This window comes from Jiella sp. M17.18 (assembly GCF_041027365.1).
GTDB lineage: Bacteria > Pseudomonadota > Alphaproteobacteria > Rhizobiales > Rhizobiaceae > VKMB-3413.
This window is the reverse complement of sequence record NZ_JBFTEH010000001.1, coordinates 1-19,719: the sequence shown is the minus strand read 5'-3', so window position 1 is coordinate 19,719 and position 19,719 is coordinate 1. Positions and strand designations below refer to the sequence as shown.

Annotated in this window: 20 protein-coding genes; 7 read left to right on the top strand and 13 right to left on the bottom strand. The window is 68.8% G+C overall.

Annotation, left to right across the window (positions count from 1 at the left end):
- Window positions 1–8: 8 nt before the first annotated feature.
- The 3 genes from cydB to AB5S17_RS00090 all read left to right on the top strand — a co-directional run bounded on the left by cydB (window position 9) and on the right by AB5S17_RS00090 (window position 2,303).
- Entirely contained in the window at window positions 9–1,010 is a 1,002-nt protein-coding gene (gene cydB, locus AB5S17_RS00100) for a cytochrome d ubiquinol oxidase subunit II (protein WP_369234876.1), read from the top strand.
- Window positions 1,007–1,144, top strand: a complete 138-nt coding sequence (locus AB5S17_RS00095; RefSeq protein WP_369234874.1) for a DUF2474 family protein — start codon at window positions 1,007–1,009, stop codon at window positions 1,142–1,144. The genes cydB and AB5S17_RS00095 overlap by 4 nt, the downstream gene beginning before the upstream one ends.
- A gap of 112 nt (window positions 1,145–1,256) precedes the next feature.
- Complete coding sequence (locus AB5S17_RS00090) at window positions 1,257–2,303, top strand: Gfo/Idh/MocA family protein (protein ID WP_369234872.1); 1,047 nt, start codon at window positions 1,257–1,259, stop codon at window positions 2,301–2,303.
- Here the strand turns inward: AB5S17_RS00090 and AB5S17_RS00085 are convergent.
- From AB5S17_RS00085 to AB5S17_RS00075, 3 genes are all read right to left on the bottom strand, one after another.
- The gene (locus AB5S17_RS00085; protein WP_369234870.1) at window positions 2,214–3,461 is read right to left on the bottom strand and encodes a Gfo/Idh/MocA family protein; all 1,248 of its coding nucleotides are present in this window, start codon (window positions 3,459–3,461) and stop codon (window positions 2,214–2,216) included. The two genes, AB5S17_RS00090 and AB5S17_RS00085, sit on opposite strands and share 90 nt — an antisense overlap.
- A gap of 114 nt (window positions 3,462–3,575) precedes the next feature.
- On the bottom strand, window positions 3,576–4,220 hold the full coding sequence (locus AB5S17_RS00080) for a DNA-3-methyladenine glycosylase I (RefSeq protein WP_369234868.1): 645 nt from the start codon (window positions 4,218–4,220) through the stop codon (window positions 3,576–3,578).
- Between the two features lie 96 nt (window positions 4,221–4,316).
- Window positions 4,317–4,511, bottom strand: coding sequence for a hypothetical protein (locus AB5S17_RS00075; protein WP_369234866.1), 195 nt, complete (start codon window positions 4,509–4,511; stop codon window positions 4,317–4,319).
- Between the two features lie 544 nt (window positions 4,512–5,055).
- On the opposite strand from AB5S17_RS00075, the gene AB5S17_RS00070 reads away from it, so the two are divergent.
- Together AB5S17_RS00070 and AB5S17_RS00065 are read left to right on the top strand one after the other, a co-directional pair.
- Window positions 5,056–5,787: a L,D-transpeptidase gene (locus AB5S17_RS00070; protein WP_369234864.1), complete on the top strand. Its 732-nt coding sequence runs from the start codon at window positions 5,056–5,058 to the stop codon at window positions 5,785–5,787.
- Window positions 5,788–5,922: 135 nt separating this feature from the next.
- Window positions 5,923–6,645: a L,D-transpeptidase gene (locus tag AB5S17_RS00065; RefSeq protein ID WP_369234862.1), complete on the top strand. Its 723-nt coding sequence runs from the start codon at window positions 5,923–5,925 to the stop codon at window positions 6,643–6,645.
- Between the two features lie 57 nt (window positions 6,646–6,702).
- On the opposite strand, the gene fabI is transcribed toward AB5S17_RS00065, so the two are convergent.
- From fabI to fabA, 3 genes are read right to left on the bottom strand one after another with little or no spacing between them, the layout of a single operon-like run.
- Window positions 6,703–7,551, bottom strand: coding sequence for an enoyl-ACP reductase FabI (fabI, locus tag AB5S17_RS00060; RefSeq protein ID WP_369234860.1), 849 nt, complete (start codon window positions 7,549–7,551; stop codon window positions 6,703–6,705).
- A 13-nt stretch (window positions 7,552–7,564) separates the two neighbouring features.
- On the bottom strand, window positions 7,565–8,782 hold the full coding sequence (fabB, locus tag AB5S17_RS00055; protein ID WP_369234858.1) for a beta-ketoacyl-ACP synthase I: 1,218 nt from the start codon (window positions 8,780–8,782) through the stop codon (window positions 7,565–7,567).
- 36 nt (window positions 8,783–8,818) lie between these two features.
- Entirely contained in the window at window positions 8,819–9,349 is a 531-nt protein-coding gene (fabA, locus tag AB5S17_RS00050; RefSeq protein WP_369234856.1) for a 3-hydroxyacyl-[acyl-carrier-protein] dehydratase FabA, read from the bottom strand.
- A gap of 174 nt (window positions 9,350–9,523) precedes the next feature.
- On the opposite strand from fabA, the gene AB5S17_RS00045 reads away from it, so the two are divergent.
- Entirely contained in the window at window positions 9,524–10,060 is a 537-nt protein-coding gene (locus AB5S17_RS00045) for a hypothetical protein (protein WP_369234854.1), read from the top strand.
- Window positions 10,061–10,091: 31 nt separating this feature from the next.
- Here AB5S17_RS00045 and AB5S17_RS00040 read toward each other — a convergent pair whose 3' ends face one another.
- From AB5S17_RS00040 to AB5S17_RS00030, 3 genes are all read right to left on the bottom strand, one after another.
- A complete protein-coding gene (locus AB5S17_RS00040) occupies window positions 10,092–10,607 on the bottom strand; it encodes a hypothetical protein (RefSeq protein WP_369234852.1) in 516 nt (171 codons plus the stop codon).
- Between the two features lie 242 nt (window positions 10,608–10,849).
- On the bottom strand, window positions 10,850–11,914 hold the full coding sequence (locus AB5S17_RS00035) for a PRC-barrel domain-containing protein (RefSeq protein WP_369234850.1): 1,065 nt from the start codon (window positions 11,912–11,914) through the stop codon (window positions 10,850–10,852).
- 307 nt (window positions 11,915–12,221) lie between these two features.
- Entirely contained in the window at window positions 12,222–13,412 is a 1,191-nt protein-coding gene (locus tag AB5S17_RS00030; RefSeq protein ID WP_369234848.1) for a hypothetical protein, read from the bottom strand.
- 322 nt (window positions 13,413–13,734) lie between these two features.
- Here AB5S17_RS00030 and irrA point away from each other — a divergent pair, with 322 nt between their 5' ends.
- Window positions 13,735–14,184 carry an iron response transcriptional regulator IrrA gene (gene irrA / locus AB5S17_RS00025; RefSeq protein ID WP_369236086.1) on the top strand — a complete coding sequence of 150 codons (450 nt, stop codon included), beginning with the start codon at window positions 13,735–13,737 and terminating at the stop codon, window positions 14,182–14,184.
- Between the two features lie 107 nt (window positions 14,185–14,291).
- On the opposite strand, the gene AB5S17_RS00020 is transcribed toward irrA, so the two are convergent.
- The 4 genes from AB5S17_RS00020 to rpsO form a co-directional block, all read right to left on the bottom strand.
- Window positions 14,292–14,864 (bottom strand): DUF2937 family protein, encoded by a 573-nt coding sequence (locus AB5S17_RS00020; RefSeq protein ID WP_369234846.1) that lies wholly within the window; start codon window positions 14,862–14,864, stop codon window positions 14,292–14,294.
- A 142-nt stretch (window positions 14,865–15,006) separates the two neighbouring features.
- Window positions 15,007–15,990: a magnesium transporter gene (locus tag AB5S17_RS00015; protein ID WP_369234844.1), complete on the bottom strand. Its 984-nt coding sequence runs from the start codon at window positions 15,988–15,990 to the stop codon at window positions 15,007–15,009.
- A 539-nt stretch (window positions 15,991–16,529) separates the two neighbouring features.
- The gene (gene pnp, locus AB5S17_RS00010; RefSeq protein ID WP_369234840.1) at window positions 16,530–18,677 is read right to left on the bottom strand and encodes a polyribonucleotide nucleotidyltransferase; all 2,148 of its coding nucleotides are present in this window, start codon (window positions 18,675–18,677) and stop codon (window positions 16,530–16,532) included.
- Window positions 18,678–19,120: 443 nt separating this feature from the next.
- A complete protein-coding gene (rpsO, locus tag AB5S17_RS00005; RefSeq protein WP_369234838.1) occupies window positions 19,121–19,390 on the bottom strand; it encodes a 30S ribosomal protein S15 in 270 nt (89 codons plus the stop codon).
- Window positions 19,391–19,719: the final 329 nt, after the last annotated feature.

Genomic DNA, 19,719 nt, shown 5'->3' with positions numbered 1-19,719 from the left:
AGACGATTATGGACCTTCCGCTGCTCTGGGCCTTCCTCATCGCCTTCGCGGTCATCGCCTATGTCGTCCTCGACGGCTTCGACCTCGGCACCGGCATCCTGTTCCCCTTCCTCGGCCGGCACGAGAACCGCGACACCGCGATGAACTCCGTCGCGCCGATCTGGGACGGCAACGAGACCTGGCTGGTGCTCGGCGGCGGCGGGCTCTTCGCGGTCTTCCCGCTCGCCTATGCGGTCATCATGCCGGCCGTCTACGCGCCGGTGATCGCCATGCTGCTGGCGCTGATCTTCCGGGGCGTCGCCTTCGAATACCGCTTCAAGACGGTGCGCGGCCGCTGGCTCTGGGACGTCTCCTTCTTCGGCGGTTCGGTGGTGGCGGCCTTCTGCCAGGGCCTGATCCTCGGCACGCTGGTCCAGGGCGTCCGCGTGGTCGATCGCACCTATGCCGGCGGCTGGTACGACTGGCTGACGCCGTTCTCGCTGGCGACCGGCTGCGCGCTCGTCGTCGGCTACGCGCTGCTCGGCGCCTGCTGGCTGGTGATGAAGACCGAGGGCGAGATCCAGGACATCGCCCGGCACTACGCCCTCTTCCTCGCCGCGGCGACGCTTGCCGCCATCGCCGGCGTCAGCGCCTGGATGCCGTTCATCCAGCCGCAGTTCTATGCGCGCTGGTTCGCCCTGCCGCAGTTCTTCACGGTCTTCTGGGTCCCGATCCTGGTGGCGGTCGCCGCCGTCAGCCTGTTCCAGTCGCTGATCGCCGGGCGACACTACCGCCCGTTCCTGTCGGCGCTGGCGCTGTTCGTGCTCTCCTATGTCGGGCTGGGGATCAATTTCTATCCGCACATCATCCCGCCGGACATCACCATCTGGCAGGCGGCGGCGCCCGATGCGAGCCTCTGGTTCCTGCTGGTCGGCGCGGCCATCCTGATCCCGACGATCCTGATCTACACCGGCTTTTCCTACTGGATCTTCCGCGGCAAGATCAGCGCCGACGAAGGATACCACCATTGACGCCCGACGACGTCCGGGCGGCGAGCCGCAGCCCCTGGTGGAAGCGCCTCGGCTGGTTCGTCGCGCTGTGGATCGCGAGCGTCGTCGTGGTGACGGCGGTGGCCTACGCCCTGCGGCTGGCGATCGTCGGCTGACGCGCCGCGCCGCCTCCTCCAGCATCCGCCGATTCCGCGCGGCCGCGGTAAGCCGGCGTTCGTCTTGTCGCGCTAGCATCGCCGCCCAGAGACCAGGATCGAGGCGGATCAGATGACGCGACCGGTGAGATGGGGGGTGCTCGGCACCGGGCAGATCGCGCGCCGCTTCGCCGGCGACATGCGGCTGTCGCGAACCGGCCGGATCGCCGCCGTCGGCTCGCGCTCGGCCGACAAGGCCGCGCGCTTTGCCGGCGCGATCGGCGCGCAGGGCTCCGGCGATATCGAGACGGTCCTCTCGCGCACCGACATCGACGCGGTCTATGTCGCGACGCCGAATGCGACGCATGCCGATCTTGCCCTCGCCGCGCTCGCGGCAGGCAAGCCGGTGATGGTGGAGAAACCGCTGGCGACGAGCGTCGCCGAGGCGCAGGCCGTCGCCGATGCGGCCAAGGCCGCGGGCCTTCTCGTCATGGAGGCGATGTGGATGCGCTTCACGCCGGGCATCGTGCGGCTGAAGCGGCTGATCGACGAGGGCGCGATCGGCCGGATCCGCCACATCGAGGCGAGCCTCGGCTTCGCCAACGCCCTTGCGGCCGGCGATCCGCGCTTCGACCCAGCCGCCGGGGGCGCACTCCTCGACCTCGGCGTCTACGCCGCCTCGCTCGCGGTCCATCTCGCAGGTCCCGCCGATGCAGTGACCGGGGTCAGCCGACGCTACGAGACCGGCGCCGTCGCCGCAGCCTCGCTGTCGACCCGCCACCGGGACGTCCTCGCGAGCCTTGCCTGCAGCCTCGACGTCGAGGGCCCGAACCAGGCGGTGATCACCGGCACGGACGGGATCCTCACCGCGCATCGCCCGCTGTTCTGCCCGCCGATGCTGTCGCTCCGCCGGCTGGCCCCGGGCTCGGCGGCCGGCGCGGCAGCGCCGGATGCGCCCCTTCCCCGCCAGCGGCAGCCGGCGCGGCTGGCGTCGCTCCGCCAGATCGCGTCCGGCCTGAAGGTCCGCCGCATCCCGACACTGTTCGAGGGAACCGGCCTGCACTACCAGGCCGACCATGTCGCAGAATGCCTAGACCGCGGCCTGACCGGCAGCGACGTCATGCCGCTCGCCGACACGATCGCCACCCTTGCCATCCTGGAGGGCCTGGGCGCCGGCTGAGGCGGACGCCGCGGGCCAGGCAAAGCTGGAGCGCGGCCTGTAGGGCATCTGGTACGTCTCGGCGTTCTGCGCGACGAGCGCGAGTTCGGTGATGTGGAGCGCAAAATCGGCGCCGAAGTCGAGCGGTTCGCCGGCGGCGGCCGCCCGGGCGAGCGCGGCCGGACCGCGGGCGAAGTCCATGCGCGAGGAGGTGCCCGGCACCTTCGCCTCGCCCCGTTCGTATGTCAGCCGCCGGCCGAACCAGTGGCGCAGCGGCAGGCCCCGCTCGACGCGCCGGACGATCTTGCCGAGGATTTTCGGCCGCGACTGCCAATGCCCCATCACGTCCCGCTCGTAGATCGGCGAGGCATAGTCCCAGGCCTCGCTCAGCGACAGGATGCCATCCGTCCCGATGACGTGGAGCGAGCGGTCCTTGGGCGCCGCCAGTCCGCAGGAGAGCCGCGCGACGACGCCGGACGCAAAGCGCAGGCAGGAGACGGAGAGATCGTTTGCGAGTTCCCCCGGCGCCTGCCCGGTTCCCTTGTCGTCGAAACAGCGGGCGGCGAAGGCGGTCATCTCGGTGACGGGGCCGAAAAAGGCGCAGAGCCAGCTGAGGTAATAGCCGGCATGTTCGAGCGTCGCGCCGACGGCGAATTCGTCGCGGGCCGGCCAGGGCGCCCCCGAGGGCGCCTTCCAGTCCCGATGGTTCTCGCGGAAGACCATGCCGTCCTCCATCTCGGCATAGACGAGGCGCACCTTGCCGACCCGCCCGGCCTCGATCGCCCGGCCGAGCGCCTGCGCTGCCTCTCCGAGATAGGAGCAGGGCGCTGCGGCGAGCAGCAGGTCCCGCTCCTTTGCAAGCCGCACCAGATCCTCGGCGTCCTCGACGCGCATGGCGAGCGGCTTTTCCGAATAGACGTGGCACCCCGACAGAAGCGCGGTGCGGCTGACGGCATAATGGCTCGAAGGGTTGGTGAGGTTCAGCACGCATTCGAGGCCGGGCGCAGCAAGCAGGGCTTCGAGGCTGTCGAACATCGGAACGCCGAAGAACCGGCCGAACCGCTCGCGCGCGGCCGGATCGCGGTCATAGGCGCCGACAAGCTCCAACGCGGGATGGTTCGCCAGCGTCAGCATGTAATAGTCGGCGACGAAGCCGCAGCCGACGATCCCGATCTTCATGGCACGCGTGCCCCCGTAATCGGCAGAAGGCCTGTGCGCCCCATCGCATGCGCGGCCATAAGAAAGCGTGAAAGGAGCGCTGAACCGGACGCGGAGAAGCGCGGCCCGGCCGGATCAGCCCGGCCGCACGAAGGCCGCCCGCTCCGCCTCGCAGGCCGCGCGCACGCAGCAGCCGTCGATATGGTCGTTGACGAAGCCCATGGACTGCATGAAGGCGTAGACCGTGGTCGGGCCGACGAAGGTGAAGCCGGCCGTCTTCAGCGCCTTGGAGAGCCGCGTCGAGGCGGGACTGACCGGGTTCGCGCGCAGGAACTCGGCCGTCACCGGGTCCGGACGCTCCGCGCCCGGCGGCTCGTGCGCCCAGAGGAATGCGGCGAGCGAGCCGTGCGCCTCGCGCACAGCCTGTGTCCGCCGAGCATTGTTGATCGTCGAGACGATCTTGCCGCGATGCCGGATGATCCTGGCATCGCCGACGATCCGGTCGACGTCGGCCTCGCCCATCTCCGCGACCCGGTCGATCGCGAAGTCGTGGAAGAGCTCGCGGAAGGCCGGGCGCTTGCGCAGGATGGTCAGCCAGGAGAGCCCGGCCTGGAAGCCCTCGAGGCACAGCTTTTCGAAGAGGCGCTGGTCGTCGGCGCTCGGCCGGCCCCATTCCTCGTCGTGATAGCGGCGATATTCCGCGTCCGCGCCGTGCCAGGCGCAGCGCAGCAGCCTGTCCTCGCCCCGGATCAGCCCGTCGATCGTCGCCGTCTCGCTCATGCGGACGTCATCGCAGGGAACCGCGGGCGCGGCAAGCGCCATGCGACGGCCGGGACACGGCCGTCGCATGGATCGAGGGTATAGGCGTCCGCGCCGTCAGGCGTTGGAGCCGCGCCGCGTCGAGCAGCTGTAGCGGGCGAGATGCCATTTCGGCCGGCCGCGCATGCGCTCGGCGGCGGCCGCCTGGCCGAACAGGGCGCATTGCATGATGGAGCCGTCGAAGGCGACGTTCTCCTGATGGCAGTCACCGGGAGTGGAATTCAGGCAGACGAGGAGTGTCAGGGCGATCATGCATTCGCTCCATGGCGCCGCATCTCCCAACTGCGGCCGGTTTGAGGTCATGCCGCGGCCGACCATCGGCCGCAGCGTCCTGCCCATCCGGCACGTTCATCCCCGGCGGTGGACGGCGGCTACAGGGACAGGCTCCGTCGCACCCACATTTGTTGCTCGCGCGCGGGCGCCGCGCACGGGAATGTCGCGGCCGCCACCGGCGGCTGGCTCTGATGGCCCTCTGCCGACCTTCCCCATCGGCAAGACGATGATAGCAGATTTGCTGCACCGCACAATGCCTGGATAGTTTGCAGACCCAATTTTTATGCAGGCCGGCGTCTGCGATGCTGCGGGCGCCCAACTGCAGACGATCCTGCGGATCTCGCCCGCCCTGCCGCTCAACCGCCCATTAACCCTACGGAACCGTTTCCGGCCGGCGGTGGGCGCAACTGGCCCGGGATTAACCAATCGCTCGCCCTTTCGCCCGACCCTTCCAGGCGACAGGAGGCGCCCCGTCCATCGCGGCCGTCTCTTCCCGGAAAACCCGCCTGAAGAGGAATTCGTCATGCGCAGATTTGCCATCGTCCTGACCGCGCTCGCTGCGGCGGGCCTTGCTGCGACGACCGCGTCGGCCAACGCGGGAGAGCGATACCGCGAGCGGAGCCTCGTGCGGGTCGCGCCCGGCCTGCAGCCCACCTGGCTCCTGCAGATGGCCGCCTCGAGCGGCGTGGTCCTCGATGCCCGGCTGCCCGGCCCGGCGATCGCGCCGCCCGTCATCGCGCCGCGGCGCGCCTATGCCTATGCCGCACCGGCCGCGGCGCGGGCCGTTCAGCCGGGGATGGACCCGGTCTACCTGCCGCGCATCGTCGCCTATGCCGGCAAGGAGGCCCCCGGCACGATCGTGATCGATTCGAAGGCGCGCTTCCTCTATCTCGTCGAGCCGGGCGGCAAGGCCCGCCGCTACGGCGTCGGCGTCGGCAAGCCGGGCTTCGGCTGGACCGGCACGCATCACATCAGTCGCAAGGCGGAGTGGCCGGGCTGGACGCCGCCGGCCGAGATGGTCGCCCGCGAGCGCGAGAACGGCCGCGTGCTGCCGGATCACATGGACGGCGGACTCGCCAATCCGCTCGGTGCGCGCGCCCTCTATCTCGGCTCGACGCTCTACCGCATCCACGGCACCAACGCGCCCTGGACCATCGGCCATTTCGTCTCCTCCGGCTGCATCCGCATGCGCAACCAGGACGTCATGGACCTCTACGGACGCGTCAGCGTCGGCACCAAGGTGGTGGTGCTCTAGCGGGCTTCCCGCGCCCCCTTCCCCGTTGCAACGAAGTCGTCACTCCCCCGCCGCGAAAGGCGGCGACAAGAGGACATTCGGGCCGCCCCTTCGAGAGCGGCCACACCGGATGCGAGACTGAAAGGACAAATGCTCATGACGATATCGACCCGACTCGGCGCCCTCTGCGCCGCCGCCCTCTTCGCGCTGTCGCTCGGCGGCCCGGCCGCGGCCGAACCCGCGCTAAATCATCGCCCGGCGCATGCCGCACGCACGGCGGCGCCGCGCACGCAGGCGGAACTGCAGGCCCTGCTGAACCGCCGGCCCGCGGCCCGCTTCGAACGCGCGGAGGTGCGGATCAGCACGGGCGAGCCGGCCGGCACGATCATCGTCGATTCGCAGAAGAAGTATCTCTACTTCGTCGAGGGCGGCGGCCGGGCGACGCGCTATGGCGTCGGCGTCGGGCGCGAGGGCTTCGGCTGGTCCGGCCTGATGAAGGTCGGGCGCAAGGCGGAGTGGCCGGGTTGGACGCCGCCGAAGCAGATGATCGCGCGAGAGCGCCGCAACGGCCACATCATCCCGGCCTACATGCCTGGCGGCCCCGGTAACCCGCTCGGCGCGCGCGCCATGTATCTCTACCACGGCGGCAACGACTCGCTGTTCCGCATCCACGGCACCAACCAGCCCTGGACGATCGGCCACGAGATGTCGTCGGGCTGCATCCGGATGATGAACCAGGACGTCGAGCACCTGTATTCCCGCGTGGCGGTCGGCACCAAGGTGATCGTCATCGGGCCGGACGGCAGCGGCCCGAAGGGCGTCTATGCCGATCTCGGCCCGGTGCGCCGCAACTTCTTCGACGTGCTCTTCGGCCGCTGATCGAAGGCGGCCGTTCGCTCTCTCCCCGCACCTGTCGGGGAGAGAGGGGAGCGCTGCCTACTTGCCGGTGTCGAGGCTTTCCTCGCCCTCGACGATCGCCTTTCGCTGCTCCTGCGCCTTCAATTCGTCCAGCGCCGGCATCGACATGATGTTGTAGCCGCTATCGACATAGTGGATCTCGCCGGTGACGCCGTTCGCGAGCTCCGACATCAGGTAGAGCACGGCGCCGCCGACCTCCTCGATCGTCGTGTTGCGACGCATCGGCGCGTTGCGCCGCTGGTAGTTGAACATCAGCCGCGCATCGGAGACGCCGGCGCCGGCGAGCGTGCGCACCGGCCCCGCCGAGACCGCGTTGACGCGGATGTTGCGCGGGCCGAAATCCGCCGCGAGATAGCGCACCGAGGCTTCCAGCGCGGCCTTGGCGACGCCCATGACGTTGTAGTTCGGCATGACCTTCACCGCGCCGCCATAGGTCATCGTGACCATCGACCCGCCGTTCTCCATGATCGCGGCGGCGCGCTTGGCGACTTCCGTGAAGGAGAAGCAGGAGATCAGCATGGTGCGGGTGAAGTTGTCCCGCGTCGTGTCGGCGTAGAGGCCCTTCAGCTCGCTCTTGTCGGAGAAGGCGATGGCGTGCAGCACGAAGTCGATGCCGCCCCATTCCTGCTTCAGGGTCTCGAACACGCTGTCCAGCGTCGAGACGTCCTCGACGTCGCAGGGCAGCACCAGCTTGCAGCCGATCTCGTCGGCCAGCGGGCGCACCCGCCGCCCGAAGGCCTCGCCCTGATAGGTCAGCGCGATCTCCGCGCCGTGCTCGTGAAGCGCCTTGGCGGCGCCCCAGGCGATCGAATTGTGATTGGCGACGCCCATGATGAGCCCGCGCTTGCCTTGCATCAGATCGCCCATGTCGCCCCGCTCCTCAATCCGTCACGCGCTGGAACACGAGGCACGCATTCGTCCCGCCGAACCCGAAAGAATTCGACAGGATCCGGTTCAGCGTCACCCCGTCCTGGCGCTCGCGCACGATCGGAATCCCCTGAAATTCCGGATCGAGCGTCTCGATATGGGCGCTCTTGGCGATGAAGCCGTGCTTCATCATCAACAGCGAGTAGATCGCCTCGTGGACGCCGGTCGCGCCCTGGCTGTGGCCGGTCAGCGACTTGGTGCCGGAGATCGGCGGGATGTTGTCGCCGAACACCTCGCGGATCGCCTGCGCCTCCATCTTGTCGCCGACCGTCGTCGAGGTCGCGTGCGGATTGATGTAGTCGATCGGGCCGGAGAGGTTCTTCAGCGCCTGGCGCATGCAGCGCACCGCGCCCTCGCCCGACGGCGCCACCATGTCGGCCCCGTCCGAGGTCGCGCCGTAGCCGACGATCTCGGCGACGATGTTGGCGCCTCTGGCCTTCGCATGCTCGTATTCCTCGAGCACCAGCACGCCCGCGCCGCCGGCGATGACGAAGCCGTCGCGATCCTTGTCATAGGCGCGCGAGGCGACGTCGGGCCGGTCGTTGAAGTCCGAGGACAGGGCGCCCATCGCGTCGAACAGCACCGACAGCGTCCAGTGCAGGTCCTCGCAGCCGCCGGCGAACACGATGTCCTGCTTGCCCATCTGAATCGTCTCCGCGGCATTGCCGATGCAATGGCTGGAGGTCGAGCAGGCGGACGAGATCGAATAGTTGACGCCCTTGATCTTGAACCAGGTCGCGAGCGTCGCGGAGGCTGTCGACGACATCGCCTTCGGCACCGCCGTCGGCCCGACACGCTTCGGTCCCTTCTCGCGGGTCGTGTCGGCCGCGGCGACGATCGTCTGCGTCGAGGCGCCGCCGGAGCCCATGATGATGCCGGTCATCTCGTTCGAGACGTCCGCGGGCTCGAGCCCCGCATCGGCGATCGCCTGGTCCATCGCCACGTGGTTCCACGCGGTGCCGCCGCCGTGGAAGCGCAGCGCCCGGCGATCCAGCACCGTCGTCGGATCCAGCGTCGGTTTGCCGTGCACATGGCTGCGGAAGCCGAGCTCCTTGTATTCCTCCGCAAAGCTGATGCCCGACCGCGCCGCCTTGAGCGATGCCGTCACCTCCTCGACATTGTTGCCGATCGACGACACGATTCCCATGCCCGTCACGACGACGCGTCTCATCGTCCGCTCCCCTTGTTCGTCACGCCGCAGCCCCCGTCAGACGGCAGCCTGCGCGGCTTCCTCGTCGGTGAAGAGGCCCACCCTCAGATCGCTCGCCCGGTAGATCACCTGGCCGTCGGCCTTCATCCAGCCGTTGGCGATACCGAGCTTCAGCTTCGAACGCATGACACGCCGGAACTCGACGCCGTATTCGACGAGCTTCACCTTCGGCGTCACCTGGCCGGTGAACTTCACCTCGCCGACGCCGAGCGCCCGGCCGCGGCCGGGCTCGCCCAGCCAGCCGAGGAAGAAGCCGGTCAGCTGCCACAGCGCATCGAGGCCGAGGCAACCCGGCATCACCGGATCGCCGTCGAAGTGGCAGCCGAAGAACCAGAGGTCGGGCTTGATGTCGAACTCCGCCTTGATCACGCCCTTCCCCGATTCGCCGCCCGTCTCGCTCACCTCGGTGATGCGGTCGAACATCAGCATCGGCGGCAGCGGCAGCTGCGCGTTGCCGGGACCGAACAGTTCGCCATGGCCGCAGGCGATCAGGTCGTCATAATCGAAGGAAGTCTTCTGATTCGGCATCTTTGTTCGTGATCCGCCCTGTTTCTGTTCGACCGTCTCCCAAGCCCGGTCGTGCGCCCTTAGCATGGCGGCTGCGGCTGAGGAAACCGCCCGCCGTCCCGCGAGCCATCCGTCCTCCGCCCCGCCGCCGCCGGAAAGGCGCCGTGCCGGGAAGCGGCCGCAGCCGCTCCGGGATTGGGGAACATCTGTGGCTCGCCTCTCAAGGTTTCGATAGGTTCGGCCCGGAAAACTTCTGAAAACCCTGTAGGAGACGATCTCATTCGGCGCTTTCTCCCCGTCCTCGCGGCGTCCCTCTGCCTCTCGCAGATCCTTCCAGGCGCCGCCTTCGCACAACGATGGCGCGCCAGCGGCCAGACCGCCGGCCTCGTCGTCGACGGTGCCCTCACCGGCCTCTCTCTGACCTGCACCGGCTCCGGCCTCGCGATCACCCTGTCCGGCTTTGCCGCGCGATTCGGAACGGGCGAGCGCTACACCGTCGGGGTCAGCGTCGACGGCACGGCCTATCTCTTCGACACCGCCGCCCGCGCGGATCCGAACGGCGCGGGATCGATCCTCGTCGGCACCGTGCCGGCCAAGAGTGCCGCAGGCTTCGTCGACGCGCTGCGCAAGGGCAAGGCGGCGGAAGTCGCCTCGCCTGCGGGCCGCTACAAGGTGCCGCTGTCCGGCTCCGGCGCGGCGCTGGAGAGGCTGGCGCACTGCGGTGGAAGCTGAGCGGGGCTCGCTCCGACAGCCGCGGCTCCGATCAGCCGCCGACCGTGACGGTCATGTACCGCCCGATCTTCTTGTGCTTGTCGGGCTCGAACTTCCTCAGGTCGTTGACCTGCTGGCGGGTGATGTTCCGGGCGACGAAGCCGCCCTTGGTGCGGGCCATGTCCGACAGCGGGATGGCGACCGGCTTCGTCCCGAGGACCGGAAAGGTCCCCGTCGCGACGACCGCGAAATGCTTCCCGTCCACATCCTCGACGAAGCCGATGCTGCCGAGCATGCTGCCGTCGGGAAGGTAGACGATCTTGTCCAGAAGCTGCTTGACGGTCATGCGGATCGGATGGCTTCCGCGAGCGTCGGCGCGGCCTGCGGGCGGACGCGCCAATCCCTGCGGCTCGGCGGCTCCCTGCTCGTATTGCGGCGGCTCGTGGGGCGAATTGTCCGCGATGCGGATCGGCGCGAGCGGCGGTGCGGCACCCTCGACGGCCGCCGAAGCGACGGTCGCCGACCCGAGGCCGGCCAGCAGCACCGCGACATGAAGTGACTTGATCATGACCCTCTCCCGCGATCGAACGTCTTTCAGGCGCTGGTCAAAACGGCTGGCGCGGGTTTCGTTCCGCACCCGGCCCCGCCCCGCGCGAGAATATTGGTTTGCCGTGCTTGCCGGGCTGGCGCCGCACCCGCGGTCGGACCGCCGGCGCCGGCTGCGCCATGCCCGAAGGCTGTCGAACCCCGGCGAAAGCAGGACGGGCCGGCGCGAGGCGCCGGCCCGGGATATGCTCTCTGGTTGAACGATCAGGCGCCGCCGACCGTGATCGTCCGGCTGTCCTTCAGCTTCGGATACTGGTTGGCCTTGAACGACTGCAGCGCGTTGACCTGCGCCTGCGAGATGCTCGGCGTCACGAAGGCGCCGTTCGAGACCTGCAGGGCGGACAACGGGATCGCCACCTTCTTCTCGCCGAGGCCCAGGAAGCCGCCGGAACCGATGACGGCATAGAGCTTGCCGTTGACGTTCACGACGTTCTGGATGTCGCCAAGCGTGTTACCGTTCTGGCCGACGATGTTGTATTCCTTGATCTGCTCGACCGTCATCTGCAGACGCTTCTGCGCCCCGGCGCCGACCGCGATGTTGTTGCCTTCCTGCGGCTGCACCGACTGGGCCTGCTGGCCGCCATTGCTGGCCTGCTGCTGCGACCCGTCCTGCTGCGACGACATGTTCGCCGACTGCTGCTGATCGGACGTCTGGCCGTTCTGGCCGACGGTCACGTAGTTGATGTTCGGCTGGCCCTGCGGCTGGTTGACCTGAACCTGCGCCTGCTCCTGCTCGTAGCGGACCTTCGGCTGGTTGGCCTGCTGCACGTTGACCTGCGCCTTGGCCTGCTCGACGTTGACCTGCGCCTGGTTCGACGCGTTGTCGCTGGTCTTGACCGCGGCCTGGTTCTGGTCGGCGACGGAAACCTTCGGCTTGCCCTGGCTGACCGACACGTCGGGCTGCGGCTGGCTCACATTCACGTCCGGCTTCGGCATGCGGACGGTGATCTGCGGCTTCGGAATATCCACCGTCACGCGCGGCGCCGGCTGATGGACGATGACCACCGGCTGCGGCTGATCGACGGAAACCTGCGGCTGCGCCTGGTCGACATTGACCTTCGGCTCCGGAACGTTCACGCGGATCGACGGCGCGGAGGGCTGCACGACGACGTCGGCGCCCGAACCGTTCTGACCATCGGTGTTCTGCGCGCTCTGCTGCATGCTGCCGGTCGTGGCAGGCTGATTGGCAGCGGAATTGCTCTGTGCGTAAGCTGCGGGAACTATAGCGGAGCCAGCGAACAGGGCGGTAATGAAGATCGTCTTGTTCATGTTGGTACCTCTTGTTGGAATTTGGTCCCGTTTCAGGACGCTTGCATGGCCAATGGTAGCCGGGCGCAATTCGTTCCCAAATTCGTCTTGCCGTCGCCACATAATCATTTAGCCCCGACGACGCCTCGCGCGGCGCCGGGGAGCAGGGTCGGTTCGATGGACCGCCGCGGCGGGGCTCGTGGGCATCTGAGCCGCGGCGACATGGGCTGCAGGACAGTGGAGATCAGCAGGACCGGCGGAGCGAGGCGGCCCTTCCGGTACGCCCGGCTCCGCTTGCGGACGCAACAGAGCCGCCGGGTAGGCGGGCTCAGGACCCGCCGACGGTCACGGTCTGGCTGCCGTCGAGCGTCTCGTACTGGCTGGCGTCGAAGTCCTGCAGGCTCTCGATCTGCTGGCGCGTGATGTTGTGCACGACCAGCTGGCCGCTGGAGACGTCCATGTCCGAGAGCGGAAGGGCGACGGGCTTCGATTGCGCGCCGACAAGGCTTCCGGCATCGACCACCGCATAGAGATCGCCCTTCACCCTGACGACCTTCTGGATATTGCCGAACGTCTTGCCGCTGTCGCCGGCGACGCTGGTGCCCTTGAGGTCGTTCACCGTCATCTGCCGGCTGCCGGCGCCGGACTGCGAGCCGCTCTTCTGGCCATCCGACGCACCGGCCGAAACCTGCGCACGGCCGGAGGTCTTGCCCGGCTGAAGAGCGGTGTTCCCGGGCGCCCGGCTGGCGGCACTGCTTTGGCCGGTGTCGCCCGCAGTTCCGGTTGCGCCGGCCGTCGCGGTGTCGCTGCCCTCAGACGAAGCGGCCGGCGACGGCTGCTTGTCCGCCTCATCCGGCTGGCCGCTCTGCGGCTTCGACCCGCTCTGCGCGCCGGACGACTGCTGCCCGGCGCTCGGCTGCTGGCCCGACGCCTGCGACTGCGTCTCGTCGCCCGCGCCCTGCTGCACGAACGTCACCTGCGGCTGACCCGCGGGCTGTTTCACCTGGACCGTCGCCTTCTCGCGCTCGTAGCGGATGGTCGGCTGGTCAGCGGGCTGCACCTCGACATCCGGCTTGGCCTTTTCGATGTCGACCTTGGCCGCGGTCGGCTGGCTGCCGTCGACGCGCACACTCGTCTGGTCGTGCCGCACGATCGAAATCTGCGGCTGGCCCTGCTTCACGGTCACGTCCGGCTTCTGCTCGCTCACCTTCACCTTCGGCGGCGGCATCTTCACGGTGATGTCCGGCTGCGGGATGTCGACCGTCACCCGCGGCGCCGGCTGGTGGAAGATGATGATCGGCTGCTGCTGCTTGACCGCGACGTCGGGCTTGGCCTGCTCGACGGTGACCTTCGGCTCGGGAACGTCGACCCGGATCGCTGGAGCACTCGGCGTGACCGTGAGATCGGCACCCGAGGAGCCGGACTGGCTGCCGGAGGTCTGGGAGGCGTGCTGGGCCATGGCGGCCGGGACGGCGGCAACTCCGGCCAGCAGCGCGGCGAAACACAGTGTTCTTGTCATGGTCGATCCTGTTCGCGTGTGGTCCCGTCCCCTCCGGATATGTCTGCCAACCCCGGCGCACCGCGAGCGTTCCCGCCCGCGCAAGCCCGGATCAATGAAAAGTGTTGAGATTGGAACTCTTTAGCCGTCCAGCATCCGCGGCCGGCCCCGCCGCTTGCGGGACTCCGGCACGACGTTCGGCCGCGCCCGGAAAAGCCCTTGGCGCTCCGGCGCGGACACTGCCATGGGAGGGTTTGTCCCGTGCGCCGCGATCCCCTATAGTATGAGGACTAGATGCTCCCGCCCTGCGTGGGACGAACGACGAACTGGTGGCATGTCGAGAATGGAAAAGCGGCCGCGCAATCAATCCTTCTGCGTGTTCGAGCGGCTCCGGTCGGTCGGACTGCGCCCGACCCGGCAGCGCGTGGCGCTGTGCAATCTGATGTTCGGCGCCGGCGACCGGCATCTGTCGGCGGAAGAGTTGCACGAAGAGGCGCAGCAGGCGGGGGAGTCCGTTTCGCTCGCCACCGTCTACAACACGCTGCACCAGTTCACCGATGCCGGCCTCGTGCGCCCGCTCTCGGCCGAGGGCCAGCGCACCTATTTCGATACCAACACCTCCGATCACCATCACTTCTTCGTCGAGGACGAGAGCGAGATGATCGACATCCCCGACGGCACGCTGACGCTCGGCGCCCTGCCCGAGCCGCCGGAGGGCATGGAGATCGTCAACGTCGACGTGGTGGTGCGGCTGCGCCGCAAGAAGCCGGCGGGCGCGGACGCCGCCAAGTAGGCTTCTGCCGGGGCCCCGCGTTTGGCGGCCGGCCTCCTCGATCCGGATCGGTAAACCGTTCGCCTGGCGTGATGGGATAGGCATGAGCGCGTGCCCTCGCGCGGGCGTCAGGCCGTCCCTGTCTCCCCGGCAGCCGCAGCCTCGGCCCGCCGCGCAGTCCTGCGTTTGCGCATCCGCACGGCGCCATGGGCGCCCGATCCGAGCGCCCAGCCGAGGACGAACCCGGCGAAGCCGAGGAACAGGCCGTCGACGGTCACGGGCAGCGCCGGCCGATAGTCGCCGCCGGTCCGCCGGGCGATCGCCCAGTCGGGATCTCCGGCGAAGACGAAGGGGCGAAACAGCGGCGCCGTCCCCTTCAGGTTCCGGTAGCGGCGCTCCACGGCCGCGTAGCGCGCGGCGGACGCGGCAGCATCCTCGCCCTGCTTGGCCGCCAGCGCGTCGCCATTCCCCTTTAGCCGCCGCATCGCCTCTTCCGGCGAGAGCTGCATCGCCCGCGCGCTGTCGTCGAACCGCTCGACCACGATCCGCAACTCGTCCGCCGCGCCGCCGAGACGCTGCAGATATTGCTGCGTGAACTCCACCGACTGGCTGAAAGCCGAACCGAGCACGAGCGCTGCGAGGACTCTGGCGAGAAGTGCGACCAGCGGGCGCCCTTTCCTGATGTTTCCTGTCCCGACCATCCGCCGCCGGTGGATGCGGAGAGCAGACCACGATCCAATCCTCGCAAGCATCCGCCTGTTCCGCCGCGAACGCATCATCGACCGGGCGAAGTCCAACGCTCTGCTGCCGGGAACCGTGCGGCGGTTCCCGGCGAGCGAAGCCTCAGAGCAGGGTGCCGCGCAGGACCAGCATCGCCAGCGAGAAGTAGATGATCAGGCCGGCGACGTCGACCAGCGTCGCGACGAAGGGCGCCGAGGCGCTGGCCGGGTCGAAGCCGGCCCGCTTCAGGAGGAACGGCAGCATCGCGCCCGCGAGCGAGCCGAAGGTGACGACGCCGACGAGCCCCGCTGCGACGGTCAGCGCCACCAGCGTCCAGTGCGGGCCGTAGTCGTAGATGCCGAGCTCCTGCCAGAGGGTGATGCGGACGATGCCGAGGCAGGCCAGGATCGCGCCCAGCGCCAGGCCCGTCGGGATCTCCCGCAGCGCCACCCGCCACCAGTCGCGCAGGCTCATGTCGCCGAGCGCCAGCGCCCGGATCAGGAGCGAGGTCGCCTGCGAGCCGGAATTGCCGCCGGAGCTCATGATCAGCGGGATGAACAGCGTCAACACCACCGCCTTCTGGAGTTCGTCGTTGAAGTGCTGCATGGCGCTCGCCGTCAGCATCTCCGAGAGGAACAGGAGGCACAGCCAGCCGCCGCGCTGGCGCAGGCGGGCGAAAAAGCCGGTGCGAAGATAGGGCCCGTGACCCGCCTCCGTTGCCCCGAAGCGGCGGATGTCGTCGCCCTCCTCCGCCAGCACGTCCGCGACGAGGTCGGCGAGCGCGACCGCGCCGACGACCGTATCGGCGGGTCCGAGCACCGGCAGGCCGGCCACCCGGTGATGCGCCATCAGCCGCGCGGCGTCGGCGCCGTCGTCGTCGGGGCGCACGAAGATCGGGGCGTCTTCGCCAAGGAGATCGCCGAGCCGCGCCGAAGGCTCGGCCGCCATCAGCCGCAGCAGCGGCACGGCGCCGCGGAACGCGCAGGTCTCGGGGTCGACGACGAACATCGCCTGCCCCGCATCCCGCCCCGCTGCCGACTGGTGCAGCGCCTCCAGCGCCGCCGCGGCCGGACGGTCGGCAGCCAGCGCCAGGATGTCGGCGGTCATGACGCTCCGGACCGTGCCCGCGTCCGGATGCCGAGATACCCCGGCGCAGCGGTTCGGCACCGACGGTACCGGCGAACGGACGGGGCCGAGCGAAGGAATTCCGGCCGCACCGGCCGGCAGGAGGCGGTTGAACTGCATGATGCACCTCGGATCGCGCCGTCGGCGGCGATCCGAGGTCGACCGCTCAGACGGTCAGGCCCGGGGCGCCGGAGACGGCCTCAACAATCGGATGGGACTGTCGCTGGGCATGGGGTTCAGGTTCCGTTGGACTGCCGCCGCGAAGGGGCCGGCGGCAGAGAGATGCGCCCGGCCGCACGGGCCGTCAAGCGGCCGGAGGTACCGGCCGGCACGCCGCCCACATTAAATTCCGGAGAGCCGGCATGGGCGCGCTGCGGGGTCGCTGTCAGGCGCTCGCGGGGCTGCTCGCCGGCCGCTCGGATCCGCCTTTCGGGAGGGCCCTCTCCCGCAGACGCAAAGAGGCCGGGCGGTGTCGCCACCGCCCGGCCCCGATCAGGCTCGCCGTTGAAGGAGACGCCGGCTTACGCCGCGTCGTCCTCGTCCTTCGGCGCCTTGTCCTTCTTGATCTCCTCGCCGGTCGCCTGGTCGACGACCTTCATGGAGAGGCGGACCTTGCCGCGCTCGTCGAAGCCCATCAGCTTGACCCAGACCTTGTCGCCTTCCTTGACGACATCGGTCGTCTTGGCGACGCGGCCCTCGCCGAGCTGCGAGATGTGCACGAGGCCGTCGCGCGAGCCGAAGAAGTTGACGAAGGCGCCGAACTCCACCGTCTTCACCACCGTGCCCTCGTAGATCTCGCCGACTTCCGGCTCGGCGACGATCGAGTGGATCCACTTCTTGGCCGCCTCGATCTCCTTGCCGGAGGCCGACGCGATCTTGATCGTGCCGTCGTCCTCGATGTTGATCTTGGCGCCGGTCTTCTCGACGATCTCGCGGATCACCTTGCCGCCGGAGCCGATCACGTCGCGGATCTTCTCGGTCGGGATCTGCATCACCTCGATGCGCGGGGCGAACTCGCCGAGCTCGGCGCGGGCCTCGCCCAGCGCCTTGGCCATCTCGCCGAGGATATGCATCCGGCCGCCCTTGGCCTGGTCGAGGGCGATCTTCATGATCTCCTCGGTGATGCCCTGGATCTTGATGTCCATCTGCAGCGAGGTGACGCCCTCGGCCGTACCCGCGACCTTGAAGTCCATGTCGCCGAGATGGTCCTCGTCGCCGAGGATGTCGGAGAGCACCGCGAAGCGCTCGTCCTCCTTGATCAGGCCCATGGCGATGCCGGCCACCGGACGGGTCAGCGGCACGCCCGCATCCATCAGCGCCAGCGAGGTGCCGCAGACCGTCGCCATCGAGGACGAGCCGTTGGACTCGGTGATCTCCGAGACGACGCGCAGCGTGTAGGGGAACTGCTCCGGCGCCGGCAGCATCGGGTGGATCGCCCGCCAGGCGAGCTTGCCGTGGCCGATCTCGCGGCGGCCGGGCGAGCCCATGCGGCCGGTCTCACCGACCGAGTAGGGCGGGAAGTTGTAGTGGAGCAGGAAGCGCTCCTTGTAGGTCCCGGTCAGGGCGTCGACGAACTGCTCGTCCTCGCCGGTGCCGAGCGTCGCGACGACGAGGGCCTGCGTCTCGCCACGGGTGAACAGCGCCGAGCCGTGGGTGCGCGGCAGGAGGCCGGCCTCCGCGGTGATCTGGCGGACCGTCGAGAGGTCGCGCCCGTCGATGCGGCTCTGGGTGTCGAGGATGTTCCAGCGGACGATCTTCGCCTGCAGCGACTTGAAGACCGCGCCGACCTCCTCCTTGGAGTACCTGGTCTCTTCCGCGCCCTCGGGAAGGAAGTGCTCGGTGACCTTCTTCTTCACCGCGTCGACGGCGGCGTAGCGGGCCATCTTGTCGGTGTTCTTGTAGGCCTCGCGCAGCTCGCTCTCGGCGATCTGCAGCATCTCGCCTTCCAGCGCCGAGTGGTCGGGCGTGACGTGCTCGCGCGGCTCCTTGGCGGCGACTTCGGCGAGCTTGATGATCGCGTCGATGACCGGCTGGAAGCCCTTGTGGCCGTGCATGACGGCGCCGAGCATGACGTCCTCGGGCAGCTCGTGCGCCTCGGACTCCACCATCAGCACGGCGTCCTGCGTGCCGGCGACGACGAGGTCGAGCTTGGACTCCGGGATCTCGTCGACATGCGGGTTCAGCTTGAACTCGCCGCCGATATAGCCGACGCGCGCCGCGCCGATCGGGCCCATGAAGGGCACGCCCGACAGCGTCAGCGCGGCCGAGGCCGCGACCATGGCGACGACGTCCGGATCGTTCTCGAGGTCGTGCTGCAGCACGGTGCAGACCACCTGCGTGTCGTTCTTGTAGCCTTCCGCGAAGAGCGGGCGGATCGGCCGGTCGATCAGGCGGGAGACCAGCGTCTCCTTCTCCGACGGGCGCCCCTCGCGCTTGAAGAAGCCGCCGGGAATCTTGCCGGCCGCAAAGGTCTTTTCCTGATAGTTGACGGTCAGCGGGAAGAAGTCGAAGCCGACCTTCGGCTGCTTCTCCGAGACGACGGTCGCGAGCACGACGGTCTCGCCATAGGTCGCGAGCACGGCGCCGTCGGCCTGGCGGGCGATCTTGCCGGTCTCCAGCGTCAGCGGCCGGCCGGCCCAGTCGATTTCCACCTTGTGGTGATTGAACATGGCATCTTGCCTTTCGTTCGGCGCTTCCCGCACCGCCGCCCGGACATTGGCGGACGGCAGGGGCGGCAAGCGCGTTTCGGTCTCGAAACGCGTCATGGGCAAGACGACGGGAGGCTTCGCCGAAGGGGCGCCATCGAGAAGGGGCGGCGCCCGGGCCAGCAGCCATCCCAAGACGGCGCGGCCCTTTTCCGGAAGCGTCCGGCAATCCTGCCCCATGACCGGTTCGTCGGTCCGGCGCGGGGTGAGCCCGCGGCCGGGGCATTTCCTTGGGTTGGCGGGCGACGACGCCTCATGGCGTCCCCTCGCCCGCTCCGCCCCCCGAGCCTCTCGCCGCCGATCGAACGGGGCGGACACGGATCCGGGGCGGGAGCAGAGGGCCGGTTGCCCGGACCCCTCTTACGAAACCGGCGGGCCGCGAGGCGGTCCGCCGGGCAGTCGCTCCGTCAGCGGCGGATGCCGAGACGGCCGATCAGCGTGGTGTAGCGCGCCTCTTCCTTGCCCTTCAGATAGTCGAGCAGGCGGCGGCGCTGGGAGACGAGCTTCAGGAGGCCACGGCGGGAGTGGTTGTCCTTCTTGTGGCCCTTGAAGTGCTCGGTCAGATTGGTGATCCGCTCGGTGAGGATCGCGACCTGGACTTCCGGCGAGCCGGTGTCGCCTTCCTTGGTGGCGTATTCTTTCAGGAGCGCGGCCTTGCGCTCGGGCGTGATCGACATCGGGGTCCCTTTCTCATGGAGTGTGGAGGGTTCGTGGTCGCCCAAGGCCGGGATGTCGTCCAGCGCGGGCCGCGAAAAGCGCCAACAGGCGACCCGAAGGCCGCCGACGCTGCGCGGGATATAAGCGATGTGGCGGAGGAATGCTAGATGGGGGGTGGGAAGTGGCGGCTTCAGGCTCGGCGGGGTCTTTGAGGGCTTTCGGCCAAACCTCCTAGGATGTCCTCTTAAGCTTCTTTCCATGCTAATTTTGGGAAGGAGGATCGAGCCATGGGACAGACATCGGCAAGGAAGTCAGCAGGACCGCGTGACGCGGCGACGAAGGTTGCGCA

Bases quoted from the DNA above. Each gene is read 5' to 3' on its own strand.
- cydB (WP_369234876.1), top strand. From the start codon at position 9: ATGGACCTTCCGCTGCTCTGGGCCTTCCTCATCGCCTTCGCGGTCATC.
- AB5S17_RS00090 (WP_369234872.1), top strand. From the start codon at position 1,257: ATGACGCGACCGGTGAGATGGGGGGTGCTCGGCACCGGGCAGATCGCG.
- AB5S17_RS00085 (WP_369234870.1), bottom strand. From the start codon at position 3,461: ATGAAGATCGGGATCGTCGGCTGCGGCTTCGTCGCCGACTATTACATG.
- AB5S17_RS00080 (WP_369234868.1), bottom strand. From the start codon at position 4,220: ATGAGCGAGACGGCGACGATCGACGGGCTGATCCGGGGCGAGGACAGG.
- AB5S17_RS00075 (WP_369234866.1), bottom strand. From the start codon at position 4,511: ATGATCGCCCTGACACTCCTCGTCTGCCTGAATTCCACTCCCGGTGAC.
- AB5S17_RS00070 (WP_369234864.1), top strand. From the start codon at position 5,056: ATGCGCAGATTTGCCATCGTCCTGACCGCGCTCGCTGCGGCGGGCCTT.
- AB5S17_RS00065 (WP_369234862.1), top strand. From the start codon at position 5,923: ATGACGATATCGACCCGACTCGGCGCCCTCTGCGCCGCCGCCCTCTTC.
- fabI (WP_369234860.1), bottom strand. From the start codon at position 7,551: ATGGGCGATCTGATGCAAGGCAAGCGCGGGCTCATCATGGGCGTCGCC.
- fabB (WP_369234858.1), bottom strand. From the start codon at position 8,782: ATGAGACGCGTCGTCGTGACGGGCATGGGAATCGTGTCGTCGATCGGC.
- fabA (WP_369234856.1), bottom strand. From the start codon at position 9,349: ATGCCGAATCAGAAGACTTCCTTCGATTATGACGACCTGATCGCCTGC.
- AB5S17_RS00040 (WP_369234852.1), bottom strand. From the start codon at position 10,607: ATGATCAAGTCACTTCATGTCGCGGTGCTGCTGGCCGGCCTCGGGTCG.
- AB5S17_RS00035 (WP_369234850.1), bottom strand. From the start codon at position 11,914: ATGAACAAGACGATCTTCATTACCGCCCTGTTCGCTGGCTCCGCTATA.
- AB5S17_RS00030 (WP_369234848.1), bottom strand. From the start codon at position 13,412: ATGACAAGAACACTGTGTTTCGCCGCGCTGCTGGCCGGAGTTGCCGCC.
- irrA (WP_369236086.1), top strand. From the start codon at position 13,735: ATGGAAAAGCGGCCGCGCAATCAATCCTTCTGCGTGTTCGAGCGGCTC.
- AB5S17_RS00020 (WP_369234846.1), bottom strand. From the start codon at position 14,864: ATGGTCGGGACAGGAAACATCAGGAAAGGGCGCCCGCTGGTCGCACTT.
- AB5S17_RS00015 (WP_369234844.1), bottom strand. From the start codon at position 15,990: ATGACCGCCGACATCCTGGCGCTGGCTGCCGACCGTCCGGCCGCGGCG.
- pnp (WP_369234840.1), bottom strand. From the start codon at position 18,677: ATGTTCAATCACCACAAGGTGGAAATCGACTGGGCCGGCCGGCCGCTG.
- rpsO (WP_369234838.1), bottom strand. From the start codon at position 19,390: ATGTCGATCACGCCCGAGCGCAAGGCCGCGCTCCTGAAAGAATACGCC.